Genomic DNA, 19,163 nt, shown 5'->3' with positions numbered 1-19,163 from the left:
GCGCGTCAGGGGAAAGCGAGTGCGGTCGGGCCGAGGGGCGGGACGAGCCCTTCGGCCGCCGCGCGGGTGAGCAGGCCCCGGATCGCCGCGTATCCGTCCTCGCCGAGGTCGGACGTGAACTCGTTGACGTACAGCCCGATGTGCTGGTCGGCGACGGCCGGGTCCATCTCCTGGGCGTGCTCCATCACGTACGGCCGGGAGACCTCGGGGTCCTCCCAGGCGCTGTGCACGGAGGTGTGGATCGACTCGGCGAGCAGCCGCAGCGTGTCCGCGCCCAGCGACCGCTTGGCGACGATGGCGCCCAGCGGGATCGGCAGGCCGGTGGTGGCCTCCCAGTGCTCGCCCATGTCCGCGAGCTTGTGCAGGCCGTAGTTCTGGTAGGTGAACCGCGCCTCGTGGATGACGAGCCCGGCGTCGACCTTCCCGTCCCGCACGGCCGGCATGATCTCGTGGAACGGCATCACGACGATCTCGCCGACGCCGCCCGGCAGGGTGTCCGCGGCCCACAGCCGGAACAGCAGGTACGCGGTCGACTTCTCGCTCGGCACGGCCACCGTGCGGCCGGTGAGATCCGCGGCGGCATCGCGGGTGAGGACGAGGGGCCCGCAGCCCCGGCCCAGCGCGCCGCCGGAGGGCAGCAGCGCGTAGTCGCCGAGGATGTACGGCAGCACCGCGTACGACACCTTCAGCACGTCGAACTCGCCGCGTTCGGCCATGCCGTTGGTGATGTCGATGTCGGCGAAGGTGACGTCGAGGGCGGGGGCGCCGGGGACGCGGCCGTGGGCGAGGGCGTCGAAGACGAAGGTGTCGTTCGGGCAGGGGGAGTAGGCGATCTGCAGCGGTCGGCTCTCAGGGCTCATGTGGGTTCCAACTCTCCAGTGCGGGCGCGAGCTTCCCGAAGCCCTCGGTGAGGGCGGCGAGGGCGTCGCCGATGCGCCAGGCGGCGCGGTCGCGCGGACCGACCTGGTTGGACACCGCGCGTACTTCGAGGACGGGCACCCGGTGCGCGGCGGCGGCCTCGGCGACCCCGAAGCCCTCCATGCCCTCGGCCAGCGCCCGGGGGTGACGGGCGCGCAGCGCGTCGGCACGGGCGGCGCTGCCGGTCACGGTCGAGACGGTGAGCACGGCCCCGGCGGGCGCTTCGAGCGCGGCGGTCACGGCCCGTACGAGTGATTCCGGTGGACGGTGGGTGACGGTTCCGAAGCCGAGTTCGGTGACCGGGAGGAAGCCGTCGGCGGTCTCGGCGCCCAGGTCCGCCGTGGTGATCTCGTCGGCGACGACGAGCGATCCGACGGGTGCCGCGGGCCCGAAGCCGCCCGCGATGCCGGCGCACACGACCAGGGTGTACGGGGTGCCGTCCAGGGCCGCGGCGGTGAGGGCGGCGGCGGTGGAGGCGGCGGCGCGGCCGGGTCCGACGCCCGCGACCAGCAGGTCGTACGGGTGGGGGCCGGTGAGCCGCTGGAGCGTGGCGCCCGGCAGGCGCACGTCGCGGGCGGTGCCGTGCAGCGCCCTGGCCACCGCGTCCCGTTCGGCGGGGACCGCGGTGGCCACCAGGCAGCGCATCCCTGACGTGGTCAGGAGGCCTTCTTCAGCTTGAAGTTCCACAGCCCCGTGACGTCCTTGTCGCCCTCCTTGATCGACACCAGGGTCGAGTTGCCCTGCGCGCCGTACTGGGCGTTGAAGAAGACACTGCCGGGGACGGTGCGGTACGTCTTCGTGCTGGCGTCGGTGAGCGGCTGGCCGTTCATCAGGATCGTCCACTTGTTGTCCGCGATCTTCGGGTCGACGCCGAAGCGGACGGTGTCGTCCGGGTCCACGGTGATGGACTTGATGTCCTTGGCCTGGAGGCACTTGGTGAGGGTGTTCTGGTCCAGGGCCTTGCCGTCGTCGTAGCAGGTGGCTTCGGAGTTGACCGAGTCGGTGCCGACGGTGATCGTGGCGATCGGGGTCGGCTTCTCGCACGCCGTGAGGACGAGCAGTCCGGCGCAGACGGCGCCGGCGGCGGCGACGGCGCGGCGGCGTCGCGGAGCGGATTGCATGGTCATGGCCGAAGGCTATCGGGCGCCCTCGGCCGACTTTCCACGTGGGGTGCGGCGTGCCCGGTTCGTTACGCCACTTCGTTACGCCACTTCGTCACGCCACTCGCGGCCGGGGCGCTCCGCCGTGCCGGGCCGAGTCGAGCAGACCCCGCAGCGTGGCCAGCCAGCCCGCGGCCACCAGGACCGCGGCCACCGCCAGGCCGAGGGTGCCGTTGAGCGGCATCACGATGCCGATGGCGCCGCCGAACACCCAGGCCATCTGGAGCAGCGTCTCCGAGCGCGCGAACGCCGAGGTGCGCACCGGCTCCGGCACGTCCCGCTGGATCAGCGCGTCCAGGGACAGCTTGGCCAGCGCCTGGGCGAACCCGGCGACCGCGGCCAGGCAGGCCACCAGGAACGCGCCGAAGAAGACCGCGGCGACGACCACCGTGCCGAGCGCCACCGCGACCACGGTCACGATGATGATCTCCGGCGCCCGGTTCCGCAGCCAGGCCCCGACCGCCGTGCCGAGCGCGTTGCCCGCTCCGGCCGCCACGCCCACTATCCCGAGCGACACCGCCGCGCTCTCGCCGGCCAGCGGATGCTCGCGCAGCAGGAAGGCGAGGAAGAAGATCAGGAAGCCGGAGAGGCAGCGCACGGCGGCGTTCGCGCCCAGCGCGTGGGTGACCGCCCGGCCGACCGTGCGCAGCCCCGGACGCTTCGCCCGGGAGCGCCGCGGGCCCCGCAGATGCTCCTCGTCCGCGGCGAGCAGCGCGGTGTCCTCGCCCCTGGCGGAGTCCACCTTCCGCGGCAGGGAGAACGACAGGACCGTACCCGCCACGAAGATCACGAAGGCGCCGTACAGCGGCCAGGGGTCGCCGACGGCGTGCAGTCCCGCGCCGATCGGCGCGGCCACCCCGGTGGCCAGCAGCCCGGCGAGGGTGACCCGCGAGTTCGCCTTCACCAGGGAGAAGCGGGGCGGCAGCAGCCGGGGCACGACGGCGCTGCGGATGACGCCGTACGCCTTCGACGCCACGAGCACCCCGAGGGCGGCCGGGTACAGCTCCAGGCCGCCGGTCGCCACCGCCCCGGCGATGATCAGCGCCAGCAGGGCGCGGGCCAGCATCGCGGCGGCCATCGCGGCGCGGCGGCCGTGCGGCAGCCGGTCCAGGAGCGGGCCGATCACCGGCGCCAGGACGGTGAAGGGGGCCATGGTGATCGCGAGGTACAGCGCGACCCGGCCGCGGGCCTCGTCCGTCGGCACCGAGAAGAACACCGTGGAGGCGAGCGCCACGGTGATCATCACGTCACCGGCGCCGTTGACGGCGTGCAGCTCGATCAGTTTGCCGAGCCCGGACTCGCCGGCGCCGTTCGCGTTCGTGGCCTTCCGGATGGAGCGGGCCGGGCCGTGCAGGGCATGGCCGACGAAGCGGGCGGCACCGCCCATCCGGCCCGCACCGCCACCTCGCCTGCTCCCCTTGACCCCGCCGGTGCGGACGGTGCCCTGGGACGACCTCGCGGCTGCCACGACGTTCATAGTGCCCCGAGAACGCGTTTCCAGAGCAGTGGTCGGCCTAGCGAGTCGGTGACGTCACAGTCGGGGCGCCGGGTGGGCGGCGCGCGCGGCCGGGGCCCGCCGGGATTCCTCGGGTTCCTTGGGGGTTCCTCGCGGAATCCCCGGGGGTTTCTCGCGGTTCACGGCCCCGCCCGACGGGCCGGAAACGGCATGGCGGGGCCGGGAAGCGGCCGTCGGTGTAGGCCGAAGGCACGCGAACAGGTAGCGTGCGTATCTCAGCCATCCCGCAGAATGGATGGCAGAGGTGCGTCCGAGCGCGATCGGACGCGGACGTCGATGCGGCCCACAGGTCCGCTCCGTCCGCTCCACCGCCTTCCGGCAGCGCACCCATGAGACGGCGTAGGAGAGAAGCGATACCTGTGAGCGCAGCGACAACGCGAAGCCGCACCCCCGACCGCCTGTGCGCCGAGGCCGTCGACCTCGCCCGTGCCGCAGCGGAGGAGGCGGCCGCGCCCGGCGTGGTCGGCGAGCACTCCGGACTGGTATCCGAGGGCGACCGTGTTGTCACGCACTTCTTCGAGTGCAAGGAACTGGGCTACCGCGGCTGGCGCTGGGCGGTGACGGTGGCCCGCGCCTCCCGGGCCAAGGTGGTCACGCTCGACGAGGCGGTCCTGCTGCCCGGCCCGGACGCGCTGCTCGCCCCCGAGTGGGTGCCGTGGAGCGAGCGCCTGCGCCCCGGCGACCTGGGCCCCGGCGACCTCCTGCCGACCGAGGCCGAGGACCCGCGCCTGGAGCCCGGCTACACCGGCGAGGACCAGCCGCCGGCGGACTCCGCCGTGTCGCACGAACTGGTGGAACTGGCGGAGGCGGAGGACGCCGAGGTCACCGCGGGCGCCCCGGCGACTCTCCCGACGGTGCCCAGCCGGGGCTCCATCGCGGCGGTCGCCGAGGAACTGGGCATGCGCCGCGCCCGGGTCCTGTCCCGCTACGGCCTGCATGTCGCCGCCGACCGCTGGGAGGAGGCGTTCGGCCCGCAGACCCCCATGGCCCAGGCGGCGCCCGCGGCCTGCGTCACCTGTGGCTTCCTGGTCCCGATCGGCGGCTCCCTGGGCCAGGCGTTCGGCCTGTGCGCGAACGAGTTCTCCCCGGCGGACGGCCGGATCGTCGCCCTCACGTACGGCTGCGGCGGCCACTCGGAGGCGGCGGTCATGCCGAAGCCGCCCCAGCCGCCGGCCCCGGTGATCGACGAGACGCGGGTCGACGTCTTCCCGCTGCGCCCGTCCCCCGACTCGGGTTCGGTCCCGGCGGTCTCCGACGAGGACACGGCGGAACTCGGTCATTCGTAGGCCGGGTCGAGAGGCTTGGCCCGGGAGGTTTCCGGGTCGGGAGGTTTCCGGGTCGGGTGTCTTCCGGGTCGTCGGGCGGTCCGGCTCTGGATCTTCCGGTCGGTGAGGTTTCCGGGTTCGCTTGGTCCTGTTCGGTTGGTCCTGTTCGGTTGGTCCTGTTCGCTTGGTCCAGTTCGGTTCGTTCTGTTCGGCTGGTCCCGTTCGGCTGGTCCCGTTCGGGGGGCTCTGTTTCGGGCGAGTGCGGGCGGCGCCGTCGGCCTGTAATCGAACATTTGTTCACAGCTTTGTCCCGCCGTCGGGTCCGTCGCGCGGGTGGACTTCACGGAACACGCGCCTCCACATCTCGCACAAAAAACCTTCACATCTCCCGCAACTTTCCCTTCGGCTCGGTGGTCCCTCTCTGAGGGACCGACAGGTCCCGCACACCTGAACGAAGCAGGGGGTACGGCCGCCGCCTCGGTCGCTGCCGTGCTTCTCCAACGAGGGGACAACACATGCGCATTCGCGCCTCCGCCGCCGTCGTCACCGGCGCGCTGGCCGTGTCCGCACTCGCCGTTCCGGCGGCCCAGGCCGGCGGCTACGGGGACACCAAGATCACCAAGGTGGTCGTGGACGGCGACAACAAGGTGGACCTCAGCACCTCCGGAGCGAAGACCATCAAGGTCAGCGTGACGGCGACGGACAACTCGGGCATCCAGCGCGCGGATTCGTTCAGCCTCTTCGGTCCGGGCTACGGCTGGGAGACGACCGGCACGCCCACCTGCGCGAAGGTGAACGCCACCACCTCGACCTGCACCGCCTCGGTGAAGATCGACCCGAGGACCGACTACCTCGCCAACGCCGAAGCCGGAACCTGGTACGTGTCCGCGTGGGTCGACGCCAAGGACGGCGACTTCACATACCAGGAAAAGGCCGGCTCCTTCTGGTTCCAGCGTTCCACCAGGCTCACCGCCAACGCCACGCCCGAGCCGGTGAAGAAGGGCAGGACCATCACGGTCACCGGTGCGCTCACCCGCGCCAACTGGGAGTCGCTGAAGTTCGGCGGCTACGCCTCCCAGTCGGTGAAGCTCCAGTACCGCAAGAAGAACTCCACCACCTACAGCACGCTCAAGACGGTCAAGACCGACTCGAAGGGCAACGTCAAGACCACGACCAGGGCCACGGCCGACGGCTACTACCGCTTCTCCTTCGCGGGCAACTCCTCCGCCGCGGCGGCCGGCTCCGCCGGTGACTACGTCGACGTGCGATAAGGCACGGGCCCGGCGGCGGCGGACGCACCGCGCGTCCGCCGCAGCCGGACAGATGCCGGCGGCAGATGCCGCCGGGACGCCGCCGCCAGATGCCGTCGGGCAGATGCGCGGCCACGCCCGGCAGGCGGTACCTTCGTCGTCACGCCGACGATGGAGAGTGAACGTGAGCAAGTTCGTGCGGCCCGCGGCCGAGGGCGCCGATCCCTTCGGCACGGCTCGTCTGCGCCGCGGTGTACTCGACGCCTGGGCCACCAGTCCCGCCCGCTTCCGCGAGGACGCCAACGCGGAGGAAGACCTCGTCCTCGGCGGCTACCGCGACCGGCTCGTCATCGAACTCGCCCAGAACGCCGCCGACGCCGCGGCCCGCGCCCAGGTCCCCGGCCGGCTCCGGCTCACCCTCCGCGACGGCGTCCTGTTCGCCGCCAACACCGGCGCCCCGCTGGACGCGCCCGGCGTCGAATCCCTCGCCACCCTCCGCGCCTCCGCCAAACGCGACACCGACACCGACACCGACGCCGCCCACGGCACTGTCGGCCGGTTCGGCGTCGGCTTCGCCGCCGTGCTCGCCGTCACCGACGAACCCGCCGTCGTGGGCCGCCACGGCGGCGTCCGCTGGTCCCTCGCCGAGGCCCGCGAACTGGCCGCCGACACCGCCGGGCGCAGCCCCGGCCTCGGCGACGAGATCCGCCGCCGCGACGGCCACGTGCCGCTGCTGCGCCTCCCGTTCACCGCGGAGGGCACCGCCCCCGACCCGTACGACACGGTCGTGATCCTGCCGCTGCGCGACGCCGCCGCCACCGATCTCGCCGAACGCCTCCTCGACGCCGTCGACGACGCCCTGCTGCTCGCCCTGCCAGGACTGGCGGAGGTCGTCGTCGAGACGGACACCGTGCGCACCCTGCGCCGCCGCGCGGAGGGCGCCTTCACCGTCGTGGAGGACTCCCGCGAGGGCACGACCCGCTGGCGTACCACCGAGGCGCACGGCCCGCTCACCCCCGACCTGCTCGCCGACCGCCCGGTGGAGGAACGGCTGCGCCCGCACTGGTCGGTGACCTGGGCCGTCCCCGTGGACGAGGACCAGCGGCCGGTCCGGCCGCGCACCGCGCCCGTCGTGCACGCGCCCACCCCCAGCGACGAACCGCTCGGCGTGCCCGCCCTGCTCATCGCCTCGTTCCCGCTGGACCCCACCCGCCGGCACGCCGCCCCGGGCCCGCTCACCGACTTCCTGGCCGAGCGCGCGGCGGACGCGTACGCCGAACTCCTCGCCGACTGGCGGCCGGTGACCGAGGGCGTCATCGACCTGGTGCCAGGACCGCTCGGCAAGGGCGAACTCGACGGCACGCTGCGGCAGGCGATCCTCGACCGGCTGCCGCGCACGCCGTTCCTGCCGCCCGCCGTACCGCCTGCCGTACCGCCCGCCGAGCGGGACTCGGAGCTGCCCGAGGAACTGCCGGAGGCGCTGTCCGAGGCGCTGCGGCCCCGGGACGCCGAGGTGGTCGAGGGCGCGGGCGCCGACACCGTACGGGTGCTGGCCGAGGTGCTGCCGACCCTGCTGCCCGCCGGTCTCGAACGCCGCGTCGAACTGCGCACGCTCGGCGTCGCCCGGCTCCCGCTCGCCGAGGCCGTCGACCGGCTGGCCGGTCTGGAGAAGGAGCCCGACTGGTGGCGGCGGCTCTACGACAGCCTGGCCGGGGTGGACCCGGACCGACTGTCCGGGCTGCCCGTACCGCTCGCCGGGGACGCCGCCCAGGGCGCAGGGGGCGGGCGGACCACCATCGGCCCCCGCCAGGTGCTGCTGCCCACCCCGGACGCCGCCCGCATCGACCCGGGCACGCTCGCCCGGCTCGGGCTGAAGGTCGCCCATCCGGACGCCGCGCATCCGATCCTGGAGAAGCTCGGCGCGCTGCCCGCCACCCCGCGCGCCGTGCTGACCACGCCCCAGGTGCGGGCCGCGGTCGCCGCCTCCCTGGACGACGGGGGCGGCCTCGGCTGGGAGGAGGACGCGCTCGACGCCGAAGAGTTGGCGGACACCGTTCTCGCCCTGGTCCGGGACGCGGGCCTGGAACCGGGCGACGAGCCCTGGCTGGGCGCCCTGGCGCTGCCCGACGAGGACGGCGAACTCGCCCCCGCCGGTGAACTGGTGCTGCCCGACAGCCCGTTCGCCCGGGTCGTCCGCGAGGGCGAACTGGCCGCCGTGGACGCCGAACTGGCCGAGAAGTGGGGCGAGCAGCCGCTGGCCGCCTGCGGCGTACTGGCCGACTTCGCACTGGTGAGGGCCACGGACGTGGTCCTCGACCCGGACGAACTGGAGCCCCGCGAGGGCGACTTCGCCGAACCGGACGACGCGGGCCTGCTGGACGCCGTGGACGTGTGGTGCGAGGACATCCTCGACCGCTTCCCGGACACCCCGGTCCCCCCGGTCGCCACCGAACTGATCGCCGTGCGCGACCTCGACCTCGTCGACGACGACCAGTGGCCCGAGGCCCTCGCCCTGCTCGCCCGTCCGCCGCTGCGCGACGCGCTCACCCAGCCGGTGCGGATCCTGCTGCCCGACGGCACCCACGAGGTCGTACGGCCCTACACGGCCTGGTGGCTGCGCGGACACCCGGTGCTGGCCGGCCGACGGCCCGCCGGGCTGCTCGCGGCGGGCGGCGACCCGCTGCTGCGCGGGCTGTACGACGAGGCCGACGCGGCCGGCTTCGAGGACGAGCAGGTGCTGCGGGCGCTGGGCGTGCGGACCTCCGTCGCCGCGCTGCTCGACGAGCCCGGCGGCGCGGCCGAGCTGCTGGACCGGCTCGCCGACCCGGAGCGGACCGTCACCCCGGCCCAACTGCACGGCCTGTACAGCGCGCTGGCCGAGCTGGACCCGGAGCAGGTGACCCTGCCGGACGAGCTGCGGGCGGTCGTCGACGGCCGGGTCGAGGTGGTGGACGCGGCCGACGCCGTGGTCGTCGACTCGCCCGACCTGCTGCCCTTCACCTCCGGTGTCCCGCTGCTGCCGGTGCGGCCCGCTCGGGCCGTGGAGCTGGCGGACCTCTTCCAGGTGCGGCGGCTGAGCGAGTCCGTCACCGGACAGGTGGACTCGGCGGGCACCGGGCGCGAGGTGCCGGACCCGGTACGGGTGCTGCTCGGCCCGCGCACCCCGGACACCTACGTCGAGCACGACGAACTCGTCGTGGACGGCGTCGAGATCGACTGGCGCCTCACCGCCGACGGCGTGCTGCACGCCGCCACCCTGGAGGGCGTCGCCGCGGGTCTCGCCTGGGCGGCCGGGCAGTGGCCGCGCCGCTTCGAGGTGGCGGCCCTGCTGGAGGACCCGTCCCGTACGGAGGAACTGGCCCGGGACCGCTGGTTCGACTGACGGCGCCACCTGAGCCGCCAGGTCAGGCGCACGGGTAGCGCACGGGCAGGGCGCGGGGCAAGGGGCACGGGTGAGGGGCGCGGCGAGGCGTACGGGTGAGGGGCACGGCGAGGCGTACGGGTGAGGAGCGAGGCAAGGCGCACGGGCAAGCCGTACGGGTGACGACGTACGGGTGACGACGTACGGGTAAGGCGCTCACAAAAACTTCATAGCCCCCTACAACCCTTCGCCCCGGCCGTTGATCTCACGACGTGGAGTCAACAGACTCCATCGTCACTGCGGCCCAGCGCCGACGTCGGACCGTGCGGAACCACCGGCGCCGGGCCCTTTTCTCCACTGGGGAAACACACATGCGTATTCGTGCCACCGTGGCCGCCGTCTCCGGCGCCCTGGCCCTCTCCGCGTTCGCCATGCCGGGCGCGCACGCCGCCATGGCCGACCCGTCGTACAAGGCGGACACCGCGGCGGTCCTCCGGGCCGCGCACTCGGCGACCCCCGGCAAGACCGCGTTCCGCGCCGCCGCGACCGCAGGCGACGCCCCGTACGCCCTGAACGCCACCTTCTCCAACTTCAAGATCGCCAAGTCGGTCAAGTTCGGTATCGGCGGCCACGTCGTCTTCACGGCCTCCTACACGATGACCCACGGCGCGGACGTCGACATCACGGCCACCGACTTCGTCACCGGCCCCTACATCTACCGCGGCTCGTTCGACACGCCGACCAACATGCTGTTCGGTGACAACCCCGCCACGTGCAAGGTAACCTCCGCCACCACCGCCGCCTGCACCGGCAAGATCGACGTGTACCCCGGCGAGGGCGACCTGGCGAACACGGAGGCGGGCACCTGGAAGGGCGCGGCGCTGGCCATCGCGTACAACGGCCAGGACCCGACCTCCAGCACCTTCGACTACAGCAAGGTCGGCTACGCGGACCAGGGCAACCTCGCCAGCACGCTGGTGCTGCACAACTCCATGCTGACGGCCGACGCCTCGCCCGAGCCGGTGAAGAAGGGTCGGACCATCACGGTCACCGGCAAGCTGACCCGGGCCAACTGGGACCGGAGCATCTACCAGGGCTACGCCGCGCAGCCGGTCAAGCTCCAGTTCCGCAAGAAGGGCTCCAGCACCTACACCACGCTGAAGACCATCAAGACCAGCTCCACGGGCACGCTGAAGACCACGACCACGGCGACCGTCGACGGCTACTACCGCTACAGCTTCGCGGGCACCACGAACACCGCCGCGGTCAGCGCCGCTGGTGACTACGTCGACGTGCAGTAGTAGTCGACGTGAAGTAGCAGCGGCGGTTCGGGCCGCGTCCGGTCGGTGTCATCGGCCGGACGCGGCCCGAACCGTTCCGGTCCGCCCCTGCCGGCCAGGGAGGGGCGGTCAGGTTCGGGCGCGGCGGTCCACCCACCGCCACAGGAACTCCAGGGCCGCGCAGGCGATCACCGCGACGCCCACCGCCGTCCACGGCATGGTGACCCCGACCAGCTTCAGCGCGAAGAAACTCTGTAGTGCGGGCACCGCCAGGACGAAGAGGAAGGCCACGCCCATCGCGGCGACCAGGGCCACCCGCCACCAGGTGTAGGGGCGGGCGATGATCGCCAGCACCCACATCGAGATCAGGAACAGCGTGAGGGTCGCCGCGCTGGTCTGCGCGGGCAGTGCGTCCGGACCGGTGTAGTAGTGCCGGGCGAGCAGGTACGTCGCGAACGTCGCGAGACCGGCCACCACCCCGCCGGGGATCGAGTACCGCATCACCCGCCGTACGAAGTGGGGCTGGGCCCGTTCGTTGTTGGGGGCGAGCGCCAGGAAGAAGGCCGGAACGCCGATGGTCAGGGTGGACAGCAGGGTCAGGTGCCGGGGCAGGAAGGGGTACTCCACCTGCCAGCACACCACCAGCAGCGCCAGCAGGACCGAGTAGACGGTCTTCACCAGGAACAGCGTGGCCACCCGGGTGATGTTGCCGATGACCCGGCGGCCCTCGGCGACCACCGACGGCAGCGTGGCGAAGCTGTTGTTCAGCAGCACGATCTGGGCGACCGCGCGGGTGGCCTCGGAGCCGGAGCCCATCGCGACGCCGATGTCGGCGTCCTTGAGGGCGAGGACGTCGTTCACGCCGTCGCCGGTCATCGCCACCGTGTGCCCGTGGTACTGGAGCGCGCCGACCATGTCCCGCTTCTGCTGCGGGGTGACCCGGCCGAAGACGGTCGCCCGGTCGAGCGCGTCGGCCATCTCGGTCCGCTCGGCGGGCAGCCCGCGCGCGTCCACCGCCGCCCCGCTGAGCCCGAGCTTGGCGGCGACCGCCCCGACCGACACCGCGTTGTCGCCGGAGATGACCTTGGCGCGGACGTTCTGGTCGGCGAAGTAGCGCAGGGTGTCGCCGGCGTCGGGCCGCAGCCGCTGCTCCAGGACGACCAGGGCGGCGGCGTGGGCGCCCTTGGCGACGTCGGTGTCGTCCAGGTCGCGCACGGCCCGGGTGAGCAGCAGCACCCGCAGGCCCTGCTCGTTGAGCCGTTCGGTCTCGGCCAGCGCCGGGTCGCCGTCGGTGAGCAGCACGTCCGGGGCGCCGAGCAGCCAGGTGCTGCTCTCGCCGCCGCCCTCGCTGAAGGTGGCGCCGCTGTACTTGCGGGCGGAGGAGAAGGGCAGCGACTCCACGCAGCGCCAGTCCTCGCTGTCCGGGTAGGCGTCGATGATCGCCTGGAGGGAGGCGTTGGGCCGGGGATCCGATTCGCCGAGCGCGCCGAGCACCTTGCGTACGTACGTCTCGTCGCTGCCGTTCAGCGCGCGCAGCTCGGTGACGTCCATGCCGCCCTCGGTGAGCGTGCCGGTCTTGTCCAGGCAGACGGTGTCGATGCGGGCGAGGCCCTCGATGGCGGGCAGCTCCTGGACCAGGCACTGCTTGCGGCCGAGCCGGATCACGCCGATCGCGAAGGCGACGGAGGTGAGCAGGACCAGGCCCTCCGGGACCATCGGGACGATGCCGCCGACGGTACGGGCGACGGCGTCCTTCAGGTTGTTGTTCTTGACGACGAGCTGCGTGATCACCAGGCCGACGGCGGCCGGGACCATCATCCAGGTGACGTACTTGAGGATGGTCGAGATGCCGGTGCGCAGCTCGGAGTGGACGAGGGTGAAGCGGGAGGCTTCCTCGGCGAGTTGCGCGGCGTACGCCTCGCGGCCGACCTTGGTGGCGACGAAGGCGCCGCCGCCGGCGACGACGAAGCTGCCGGACATGACCCGGTCGCCGGGGTGTTTGACGACGGGGTCGGCCTCGCCGGTGAGCAGGGACTCGTCGACCTCAAGGCCGTCGGCCTCGGCGCACACGCCGTCGACGGCGACCTTGTCCCCGGGGCCGATCTCGATGAGGTCGTCGAGGACGATCTCGGAGGTGCTGATCTCGACGGCGCCGCCGTCGCGGCGGACGGTCGGCCGGGCCTCGCCGACGACCGCGAGCGAGTCGAGGGTCTGCTTGGCGCGCCACTCCTGGATGATGCCGATGCCGGTGTTGGCCAGGATCACGAAGCCGAAGAGGCTGTCCTGGATCGGGGCGACGAACAGCATGACCAGCCACAGGACGCCGATGATCGCGTTGAAGCGGGTGAAGACGTTCGCCCGGACGATCTCGGCGAGGGAACGACTGGAGCGGACCGGTACGTCGTTGACCTGGCCACGGCTGACCCGCTCGGCGACTTCAGCGGTGGTCAGACCGGTCGAGGGGGTCGACGGGACGGGTACCGGGTGCACCGGGTCGAGTTCGGCGCCCGCGTCGATGTGCGTCATGCAATCGACGGTACGTGCGGTTTTGCGGCTTCACCCGCCGAGTGGCCAGAAGATCCGACCTGGGGATGACCCGGGTCGTGCGGTGGTAGTAGGGACCGGTGCAGGGGACCGGACGACCGGACCCGGGTACGGCCGGCCGGGCCCGACGGTCGGTTGACGGCGGGGCGCCCCCCGGATCACTCCGTGGGAGCCGCCTGGGCCGACGGCCGTCCAGCCCCCCGTTTGATCGCCGCGTCCCGCCTGCGGACGTACCAGACGCCGATCAGGCCGAGGCCGCCGCCGGTCAGACAGGTCCACAGCCACCAGGTGTGGCCGTGGTCGGCGAACCAGCCGTAGAAGGGGAGCTGGACGAGGAAGAGGACGAACCAGATGATCGTGCCGCCGGTGATGGTGGCGACCACGGGGCCCTCCAGGGGCTCCGGTGCCTCGTGCTTGGGGGTTCCCGAATCGAGAGCGGCCATGCGCACAGCTTACGAGCAGCCCGCGGGGCAGTCCGCCGTGGCCCGTCGCGGTCCGCCGTGGCCTGTCGCCACACGGCTCTACGCGCGAAGATAGCGATCTAGAACCTCATACGTTCATACTGAACCCGTTTGTCTCTGGCCGTTTCTTTTCGTAGGAAACTCCAACGTGGTGTGGGGGATTCCGTTGGTGATGAGGTCTCGTATGTCCACCTCGGCAGCTGCCAAGGTCCCCGCGCCGGAACAGCCGGGCGGGGCGCCGGTCTTCGGCGCCCTCGACCGGTACTTCAAGATCTCCGAGCGCGGCAGCAGCCTGGCGCGCGAGGTCCGTGGCGGCTTCGCCACGTTCTTCGCCATGGCGTACATCATCGTGCTGAACCCGATCATCCTCAGCAGCGCGAAGGACATGTACGGGCATCACCTCGATCACGGCCAGCTGGTGACGGCGACCGCGGTGACCGCCGCGTTCACCACCCTGCTGATGGGCGTGATCGGCAACGTGCCGATCGCCCTCGCCGCCGGCCTCGGCGTGAACTCGGTCGTCGCGCTCCAGCTCGCGCCCCGGATGTCCTGGCCGGACGCCATGGGCATGGTCGTCCTCGCCGGTTTCGTCGTCATGCTGCTCGTCGCCACCGGACTGCGCGAACGCGTGATGAACGCCGTGCCCTACGGCCTGCGCAAGGCCATCTCCATCGGCATCGGCCTGTTCATCATGCTGATCGGGCTCATCGACTCCGGCTTCGTCAGCCGCATCCCGGACGTCGCGCAGACCACCGTCCCGCTCCAGCTCGGCGGGGACGGGCACCTCGACGGCTGGCCGGTCCTGGTCTTCGTGCTCGGCTCGCTGCTCACCCTGGCGCTGATCGTGCGCAAGGTGTCCGGCGCGATCCTCATCTCCATCGTCTCGATGACCGTGCTCGCGTTGATCATCAACGCCGTCGCCAAGGTGCCCTCCTGGGGCCTGACCACCCCGAAGTGGCCGGGCAACCCGGTCTCCACCCCGGACTTCGGGCTGCTCGGCAAGGTCAGTCTGTTCGGCGGGTTCGGCAAGGTCGGCGTCCTGACGGGCGTCCTCTTCGTCTTCACCGTCCTGCTGTCCTGCTTCTTCGACGCCATGGGCACGATCATGGGCGTCGGCGACGAGGCCAAACTGACCGACGCCCAGGGCCAGCTGCCCGGCATCAACAAGGTCCTCTTCGTGGACGGCATCGCCGTGGCCGCCGGCGGGGCCGGCTCCTCCTCGGCCACCACCTGCTTCGTCGAGTCCACGGCGGGGGTCGGCGAGGGGGCGCGCACCGGCTTCGCCAACGTCGTCACCGGCGTGCTGTTCGCGCTCGCCCTGTTCCTGACGCCGGTCGCCACGATGGTGCCGTCCCAGGCGGCCACGCCCGCGCTGCTCGCGGTCGGCTTCCTCATTCTGTCGGGCTCGGTCAAGGAGATCGACTGGGCCGATCACACCATCGCGATCCCAGCCTTCGTCACCATGCTGATGATGCCGTTCACGTACTCGATCACCAACGGCATCGGCATGGGCTTCCTCACCTTCGTGGTGCTGCGCCTCGCGGCCGGCCGCGGCCGGGAGATCCCCGTACCGATGTACGTCGTCTCGGTGGTCTTCGCCTTCTACTACCTGATGCCGGCGCTCGGCCTGACCTGACCTGGCCTGGTCCGGGCTCAGGTGACCCCGTAGAACTTCTCCGTCTCCTCGACTGCGGTCTGGAACCGCTCGTCGAAGTCGTCCCGGATGAGCGTCCGGATCACATAGTCCTGGACGCTCATTCCCCTCCTGGCGGCGTGGTGACGGAGCCGTTCCAGCAGGTCGTGGTCTATCCGCAGGCTGAGCACGCTGGTCCCCATGCAGTCGAGGGTCGCGGCAGCCGTGCGCGCGGGGTGTCACGTTCCGCATCCACATCACCCATATGAGTGATGTATGGAATGAGTGGCCGGAGTCACGGGCATGCTGTGCGCGGACGGTGGTCTTTAGTCAGAGTAATGAGTTACTCTAAAGAACATGCCGGACTTCACCCATGGCGACGACGTTGCCGCCGTGAACTCTCTCCGCTCCGCCGTGATGCGACTGTCCCGTCGGCTCAAGCACCAGCGGGTCGACGAGTCGCTGAGCCCCACCGAGATGTCGGTGCTCGGCACCCTGTCCACCTGCGGCAAGGCGACCCCGGGCGAACTCGCCCGCAAGGAGCACGTCCAGCCGCCCTCGATGACCCGCATCGTGGCCCTGCTGGAAGCCAAGGGACTGGTCCGGCTGGAGCCGCATCCCGAGGACCGGCGCCAGAAGGTCGTCACCAGGACCGAGCAGGCCGAGGTGATGTTGGAGGAAAGCCGCCGCAAGCGCAACGCCTTCCTGGCCGGACTGGTCGACGGCCTCGACGAGGACGAGTGGGCGAAAGTCCGCGCAGCCGCCCCCGTGCTGGAGAAGCTCGCAAACCTGTAACCACGTGCCGCGCACCAGCGCACCGCTCGTCGCAAGGAGGGGACACCTTTGAGTTCGGGACCCGGAGCAGCTTCCGCCCCCGCACCTATCACTTCCACCGCCGGCGGCACCGCCCGCCGGTCCTCGATGTTCAGCTCACTCAGAGTCAGGAACTACCGCTTCTTCTTCGCCGGCCAGGTCATATCCAACACCGGCACCTGGATGCAGCGCATCGCCCAGGACTGGCTGGTGCTCAGCATCACCGGCTCCTCCACCGCCGTCGGCGTCACCACGGCCCTCCAGTTCCTGCCGATGCTGCTGTTCGGTCTCTACGGCGGCGTCCTCGTCGACCGCCTGCCCAAGCGGCCCGTCCTCCTCGTCACCCAGACCTGGATGGGCCTCGCCGGTCTCGCCCTCGCCGTGCTGACCCTCTCCGGTCACGTGCAGGTGTGGCAGGTCTACGTGGCCGCCTTCGCCACCGGCCTCGCCACGGTCGTCGACAACCCGGCCCGGCAGTCCTTCGTCTCCGAGATGGTCGGCCCGGACCAGTTGCAGAACGCGGTCAGCCTGAACTCCGCGAACTTCCAGTCGGCCCGGCTGGTCGGCCCCGCCGTCGCGGGCGTCCTCATCACCGGTGTCGGCACCGGCTGGGCGTTCCTCTTCAACGGCCTGTCCTTCGTCGCCCCCGTCGCCGGACTGCTGCTGATGCGCGGCCGTGAACTGCACGTCGGCCGGCGGACCCCGCGCGGCAAGGGCCAGCTGCGGGAGGGCCTGCGCCATGTCGCCGGTCGCCCCGAGCTGATCTGGCCGATCGTCCTGGTCGGCTTCATCGGCACCTTCGGCTTCAACTTCCCGGTCTGGCTCTCGGCCTACGCGGACGACGTCTTCCACGCCGGCGCCGGCGGCTACAGCCTCCTCAACACGCTGATGGCGGTCGGCTCGGTGGCCGGCGCGCTGCTCGCCGCCCGCCGGGGCACGGCCCGGCTGCGGCTGCTGATCGCCGCCGCGGTGGCCTTCGGCGCCCTGGAGACGGTGGCCGCGCTCGCCCCGTCGTACTGGCTGTTCGCGCTGCTCATGGTCCCGATCGGGATCTTCGGCATGACCACCAACGTCACCGCGAACACCTCGGTCCAGATGGCCACCGATCCGGCGATGCGCGGCCGGGTGATGGCCCTGTTCATGATGGTCTTCATGGGCGGTACGCCGCTGGGCGCCCCGATCGTCGGCTGGATCACCGACGCCTACGGCCCGCGGATCGGCTTCCTCTTCGGCGGTGTCGTCTCGACGCTGTCGGCCGCCGCCATCGGACTGGTCCTCGTCCGCATGGGCGGGCTGCGCCTGTCGGTGGGCTGGAACCACGGCCACCCGCACGTGCGGTTCGTCCGGCCCGAACCGGAGGCCGAGCCGGAGCTGTCACCGGCGGCCTGACCCCCGCCCGGGAAGCGCCGGGCCGGGTCCCGCCCCGGCCCGGCCGGCTCATGGCCGCTCAGGACCTCCGGACCCTGCCTGCCGTCCGCCGCTCAGGTCCTCCGGACCCTGCCTGCCGTCCGCCGCTGATGTGCTGCGGGTTCATGCCTCGCCGCCCGTCAATCCCACCCTGCGGGCCAGCACCTGCCCCGGCCAGGCCGCCTTGGTCTGTCCCGGCCAGGCGTCCCGGCCGACCGTGAAGGACTCGGTCGGCGTGAAGCCGTTGCGCTCGTAGTAGGCGACCAGCCCCCGGTCGCCGCCCGCGTAGCAGTCCACCCGGAGCAGCGACACCCCGCCGCGGCGGGTCTCCGCCGCCGCGTGCGCCAGCAGGGCGGACCCGACGCCGAGGCCCTGGAAACGGCGGTCGGAGGCCAGGAGGTGGATGTAGCGCTCGGGTTCGGCCGCGGGCCGGACATACGGTCCGGGCGCGTCGGTGAGGGTGAGCGTGGCCGCCGGGACCCCCTCGTACTCGGCGATGAACGGAGCGCCCTCGGTGACGTACCGCTCGACCAACGCCACCGACCGGGGGTCCGTCGACCAAGGGGTCCGCCCCCACTGCGCGGTGCGGCCCCGGGCGGCCAGCCAGGCCACGCCGCTGTCGAACATGCCGAGGATCAACGGGACGTCGGCGGGCTTTCCGGCCCTGATCGTGATCTTCTCGCTCTGCTCCATGGCCGCCATGATGCCCCGGCCCACCCGTCTGGGAGGGTGAGGCCATGAGACTCTTCGCCGCCGTGCTGCCCCCTCAGGACGTCGCCGGTGAACTGGCCGCTGCGGCCGACGGGTTGCGCGGGCTGCCCGGCGCGGACGCGCTGCGCTGGACCGGCCGGCCCGGCTGGCACCTCACCCTCGCCTTCTACGGCGAGGTCGACGACACGCTCGTACCGGACCTCTCGGCCCGCCTGGCCCGCGCGGCCCGCCGTGGCGCCCCCTTTCCGCTCGCCCTCTCGGGCGGCGGGCAGTTCGGTGGTGGGCGGGCGCTGTGGACCGGGGTACGGGGCGACCTGGCGGCGCTGCGGCTGCTGGCCGAGCGGGCGGAGGCGGCGGCGCGCAGGGCGGGCGTGCCGATGGGGGAGCACCGGCGCTACCGCGCCCATCTGACGCTGGCCCGCGCCCGGGACCGGGCGGACGTGGACGTTCAGCCGTACCTGGAGTCGCTCGCCGCCTTCACGAGCCGCACCTGGACGGTGGCCGACCTCGCCCTGGTCCGCAGCAACCTGCCGAGGTCCGGCGTCCCCGGTGAGCGGCCCCGCTACGAGACGGTCGCCCGCTGGGCGCTCGGCGGGGCCGGTTAACCTCGACCGCGTGGACCCGAAAACCCGGAACCGGATCATGGCCGGTGCGCTCGTGCTGATATTCGTGGTGGTGGCGCTGGCGGCGGCCCTCGGCAGGTAGCCCGCCGCCACGACGCGGCCCGCCGCCACGACGCGGCCCGCCACCGTGACGCGGCCGGCCGCGAGCTGCGGCCGGCCGCGTACTGTTCTCCGACGCGGCGCCGGCCGCCGTCCCGGACCGGTGGCGCGGGGGGCCGTCG

16 protein-coding genes are annotated in these 19,163 nt (G+C 72.2%); 8 read left to right on the top strand and 8 right to left on the bottom strand.

Annotated features, from left to right (window positions below; genetic code table 11):
* Positions 1-5: 5 nt before the first annotated feature.
* From ACFC09_RS26110 to ACFC09_RS26095, 4 genes are all read right to left on the bottom strand, one after another.
* The gene (locus ACFC09_RS26110) at positions 6-860 is read right to left on the bottom strand and encodes a 1,4-dihydroxy-6-naphthoate synthase (RefSeq protein WP_376532578.1); all 855 of its coding nucleotides are present in this window, start codon (positions 858-860) and stop codon (positions 6-8) included.
* On the bottom strand, positions 850-1,563 hold the full coding sequence (locus ACFC09_RS26105) for a futalosine hydrolase (protein WP_376532737.1): 714 nt from the start codon (positions 1,561-1,563) through the stop codon (positions 850-852). Before ACFC09_RS26105 ends, ACFC09_RS26110 begins: the two co-directional genes overlap by 11 nt.
* A gap of 11 nt (positions 1,564-1,574) precedes the next feature.
* Positions 1,575-2,045 (bottom strand): DUF2771 domain-containing protein, encoded by a 471-nt coding sequence (locus tag ACFC09_RS26100; protein WP_376532576.1) that lies wholly within the window; start codon positions 2,043-2,045, stop codon positions 1,575-1,577.
* Positions 2,046-2,133: 88 nt separating this feature from the next.
* On the bottom strand, positions 2,134-3,546 hold the full coding sequence (locus ACFC09_RS26095; RefSeq protein WP_376532574.1) for an MFS transporter: 1,413 nt from the start codon (positions 3,544-3,546) through the stop codon (positions 2,134-2,136).
* A gap of 407 nt (positions 3,547-3,953) precedes the next feature.
* Here ACFC09_RS26095 and ACFC09_RS26090 point away from each other — a divergent pair, with 407 nt between their 5' ends.
* The 4 genes from ACFC09_RS26090 (at position 3,954) to ACFC09_RS26075 (ending at position 10,771) form a co-directional block, all read left to right on the top strand.
* Positions 3,954-4,880 (top strand): DUF3027 domain-containing protein, encoded by a 927-nt coding sequence (locus ACFC09_RS26090; RefSeq protein ID WP_376532572.1) that lies wholly within the window; start codon positions 3,954-3,956, stop codon positions 4,878-4,880.
* A 494-nt stretch (positions 4,881-5,374) separates the two neighbouring features.
* On the top strand, positions 5,375-6,130 hold the full coding sequence (locus tag ACFC09_RS26085) for a calcium-binding protein (protein ID WP_376532570.1): 756 nt from the start codon (positions 5,375-5,377) through the stop codon (positions 6,128-6,130).
* Positions 6,131-6,293: 163 nt separating this feature from the next.
* On the top strand, positions 6,294-9,491 hold the full coding sequence (locus tag ACFC09_RS26080; protein ID WP_376532568.1) for a sacsin N-terminal ATP-binding-like domain-containing protein: 3,198 nt from the start codon (positions 6,294-6,296) through the stop codon (positions 9,489-9,491).
* A gap of 350 nt (positions 9,492-9,841) precedes the next feature.
* Positions 9,842-10,771, top strand: coding sequence for a hypothetical protein (locus tag ACFC09_RS26075; RefSeq protein ID WP_376532566.1), 930 nt, complete (start codon positions 9,842-9,844; stop codon positions 10,769-10,771).
* A gap of 108 nt (positions 10,772-10,879) precedes the next feature.
* Here the strand turns inward: ACFC09_RS26075 and ACFC09_RS26070 are convergent, their stop codons facing one another.
* A complete protein-coding gene (locus ACFC09_RS26070; protein WP_376532564.1) occupies positions 10,880-13,276 on the bottom strand; it encodes a cation-translocating P-type ATPase in 2,397 nt (798 codons plus the stop codon).
* A 176-nt stretch (positions 13,277-13,452) separates the two neighbouring features.
* Positions 13,453-13,737 (bottom strand): DUF2530 domain-containing protein, encoded by a 285-nt coding sequence (locus ACFC09_RS26065; RefSeq protein ID WP_376532562.1) that lies wholly within the window; start codon positions 13,735-13,737, stop codon positions 13,453-13,455.
* Between the two features lie 202 nt (positions 13,738-13,939).
* On the opposite strand from ACFC09_RS26065, the gene ACFC09_RS26060 reads away from it, so the two are divergent.
* A complete protein-coding gene (locus ACFC09_RS26060) occupies positions 13,940-15,391 on the top strand; it encodes an NCS2 family permease (RefSeq protein ID WP_376532560.1) in 1,452 nt (483 codons plus the stop codon).
* 17 nt (positions 15,392-15,408) lie between these two features.
* Here the strand turns inward: ACFC09_RS26060 and ACFC09_RS26055 are convergent, their stop codons facing one another.
* Positions 15,409-15,591 carry a ribbon-helix-helix protein, CopG family gene (locus ACFC09_RS26055; RefSeq protein WP_376532558.1) on the bottom strand — a complete coding sequence of 61 codons (183 nt, stop codon included), beginning with the start codon at positions 15,589-15,591 and terminating at the stop codon, positions 15,409-15,411.
* A gap of 154 nt (positions 15,592-15,745) precedes the next feature.
* Between ACFC09_RS26055 and ACFC09_RS26050 the strand changes: the two genes are divergently transcribed.
* Together ACFC09_RS26050 and ACFC09_RS26045 are read left to right on the top strand one after the other, a co-directional pair.
* On the top strand, positions 15,746-16,183 hold the full coding sequence (locus ACFC09_RS26050; RefSeq protein WP_376532556.1) for a MarR family winged helix-turn-helix transcriptional regulator: 438 nt from the start codon (positions 15,746-15,748) through the stop codon (positions 16,181-16,183).
* A gap of 126 nt (positions 16,184-16,309) precedes the next feature.
* Entirely contained in the window at positions 16,310-17,590 is a 1,281-nt protein-coding gene (locus ACFC09_RS26045) for an MFS transporter (RefSeq protein WP_376532554.1), read from the top strand.
* Positions 17,591-17,731: 141 nt separating this feature from the next.
* Here the strand turns inward: ACFC09_RS26045 and ACFC09_RS26040 are convergent, their stop codons facing one another.
* Complete coding sequence (locus ACFC09_RS26040; RefSeq protein ID WP_376532552.1) at positions 17,732-18,301, bottom strand: GNAT family N-acetyltransferase; 570 nt, start codon at positions 18,299-18,301, stop codon at positions 17,732-17,734.
* Between the two features lie 44 nt (positions 18,302-18,345).
* Here ACFC09_RS26040 and thpR point away from each other — a divergent pair, with 44 nt between their 5' ends.
* Entirely contained in the window at positions 18,346-18,924 is a 579-nt protein-coding gene (gene thpR / locus ACFC09_RS26035) for an RNA 2',3'-cyclic phosphodiesterase (protein WP_376532550.1), read from the top strand.
* The last annotated feature ends 239 nt before the right edge of the window (positions 18,925-19,163 follow it).

The sequence above is a fragment of the Streptomyces sp. NPDC056161 genome, from assembly GCF_042268025.1.
Lineage (GTDB): Bacteria > Actinomycetota > Actinomycetes > Streptomycetales > Streptomycetaceae > Streptomyces.
The sequence above is the reverse complement of the archived record's forward strand: the minus strand, read 5'-3'. Positions and strand labels throughout refer to the sequence as shown.

Coding starts and splice junctions, on each gene's coding strand:
- ACFC09_RS26060 (WP_376532560.1), top strand. CDS start 13,940: ATGTCCACCTCGGCAGCTGCCAAGGTCCCCGCGCCGGAACAGCCGGGC.
- ACFC09_RS26065 (WP_376532562.1), bottom strand. CDS start 13,737: ATGGCCGCTCTCGATTCGGGAACCCCCAAGCACGAGGCACCGGAGCCC.
- ACFC09_RS26085 (WP_376532570.1), top strand. CDS start 5,375: ATGCGCATTCGCGCCTCCGCCGCCGTCGTCACCGGCGCGCTGGCCGTG.
- ACFC09_RS26100 (WP_376532576.1), bottom strand. CDS start 2,045: ATGACCATGCAATCCGCTCCGCGACGCCGCCGCGCCGTCGCCGCCGCC.
- ACFC09_RS26055 (WP_376532558.1), bottom strand. CDS start 15,591: ATGGGGACCAGCGTGCTCAGCCTGCGGATAGACCACGACCTGCTGGAA.
- ACFC09_RS26075 (WP_376532566.1), top strand. CDS start 9,842: ATGCGTATTCGTGCCACCGTGGCCGCCGTCTCCGGCGCCCTGGCCCTC.
- ACFC09_RS26110 (WP_376532578.1), bottom strand. CDS start 860: ATGAGCCCTGAGAGCCGACCGCTGCAGATCGCCTACTCCCCCTGCCCG.
- ACFC09_RS26040 (WP_376532552.1), bottom strand. CDS start 18,301: ATGGAGCAGAGCGAGAAGATCACGATCAGGGCCGGAAAGCCCGCCGAC.
- ACFC09_RS26045 (WP_376532554.1), top strand. CDS start 16,310: ATGTTCAGCTCACTCAGAGTCAGGAACTACCGCTTCTTCTTCGCCGGC.
- thpR (WP_376532550.1), top strand. CDS start 18,346: ATGAGACTCTTCGCCGCCGTGCTGCCCCCTCAGGACGTCGCCGGTGAA.
- ACFC09_RS26050 (WP_376532556.1), top strand. CDS start 15,746: ATGCCGGACTTCACCCATGGCGACGACGTTGCCGCCGTGAACTCTCTC.
- ACFC09_RS26105 (WP_376532737.1), bottom strand. CDS start 1,563: ATGCGCTGCCTGGTGGCCACCGCGGTCCCCGCCGAACGGGACGCGGTG.
- ACFC09_RS26070 (WP_376532564.1), bottom strand. CDS start 13,276: ATGACGCACATCGACGCGGGCGCCGAACTCGACCCGGTGCACCCGGTA.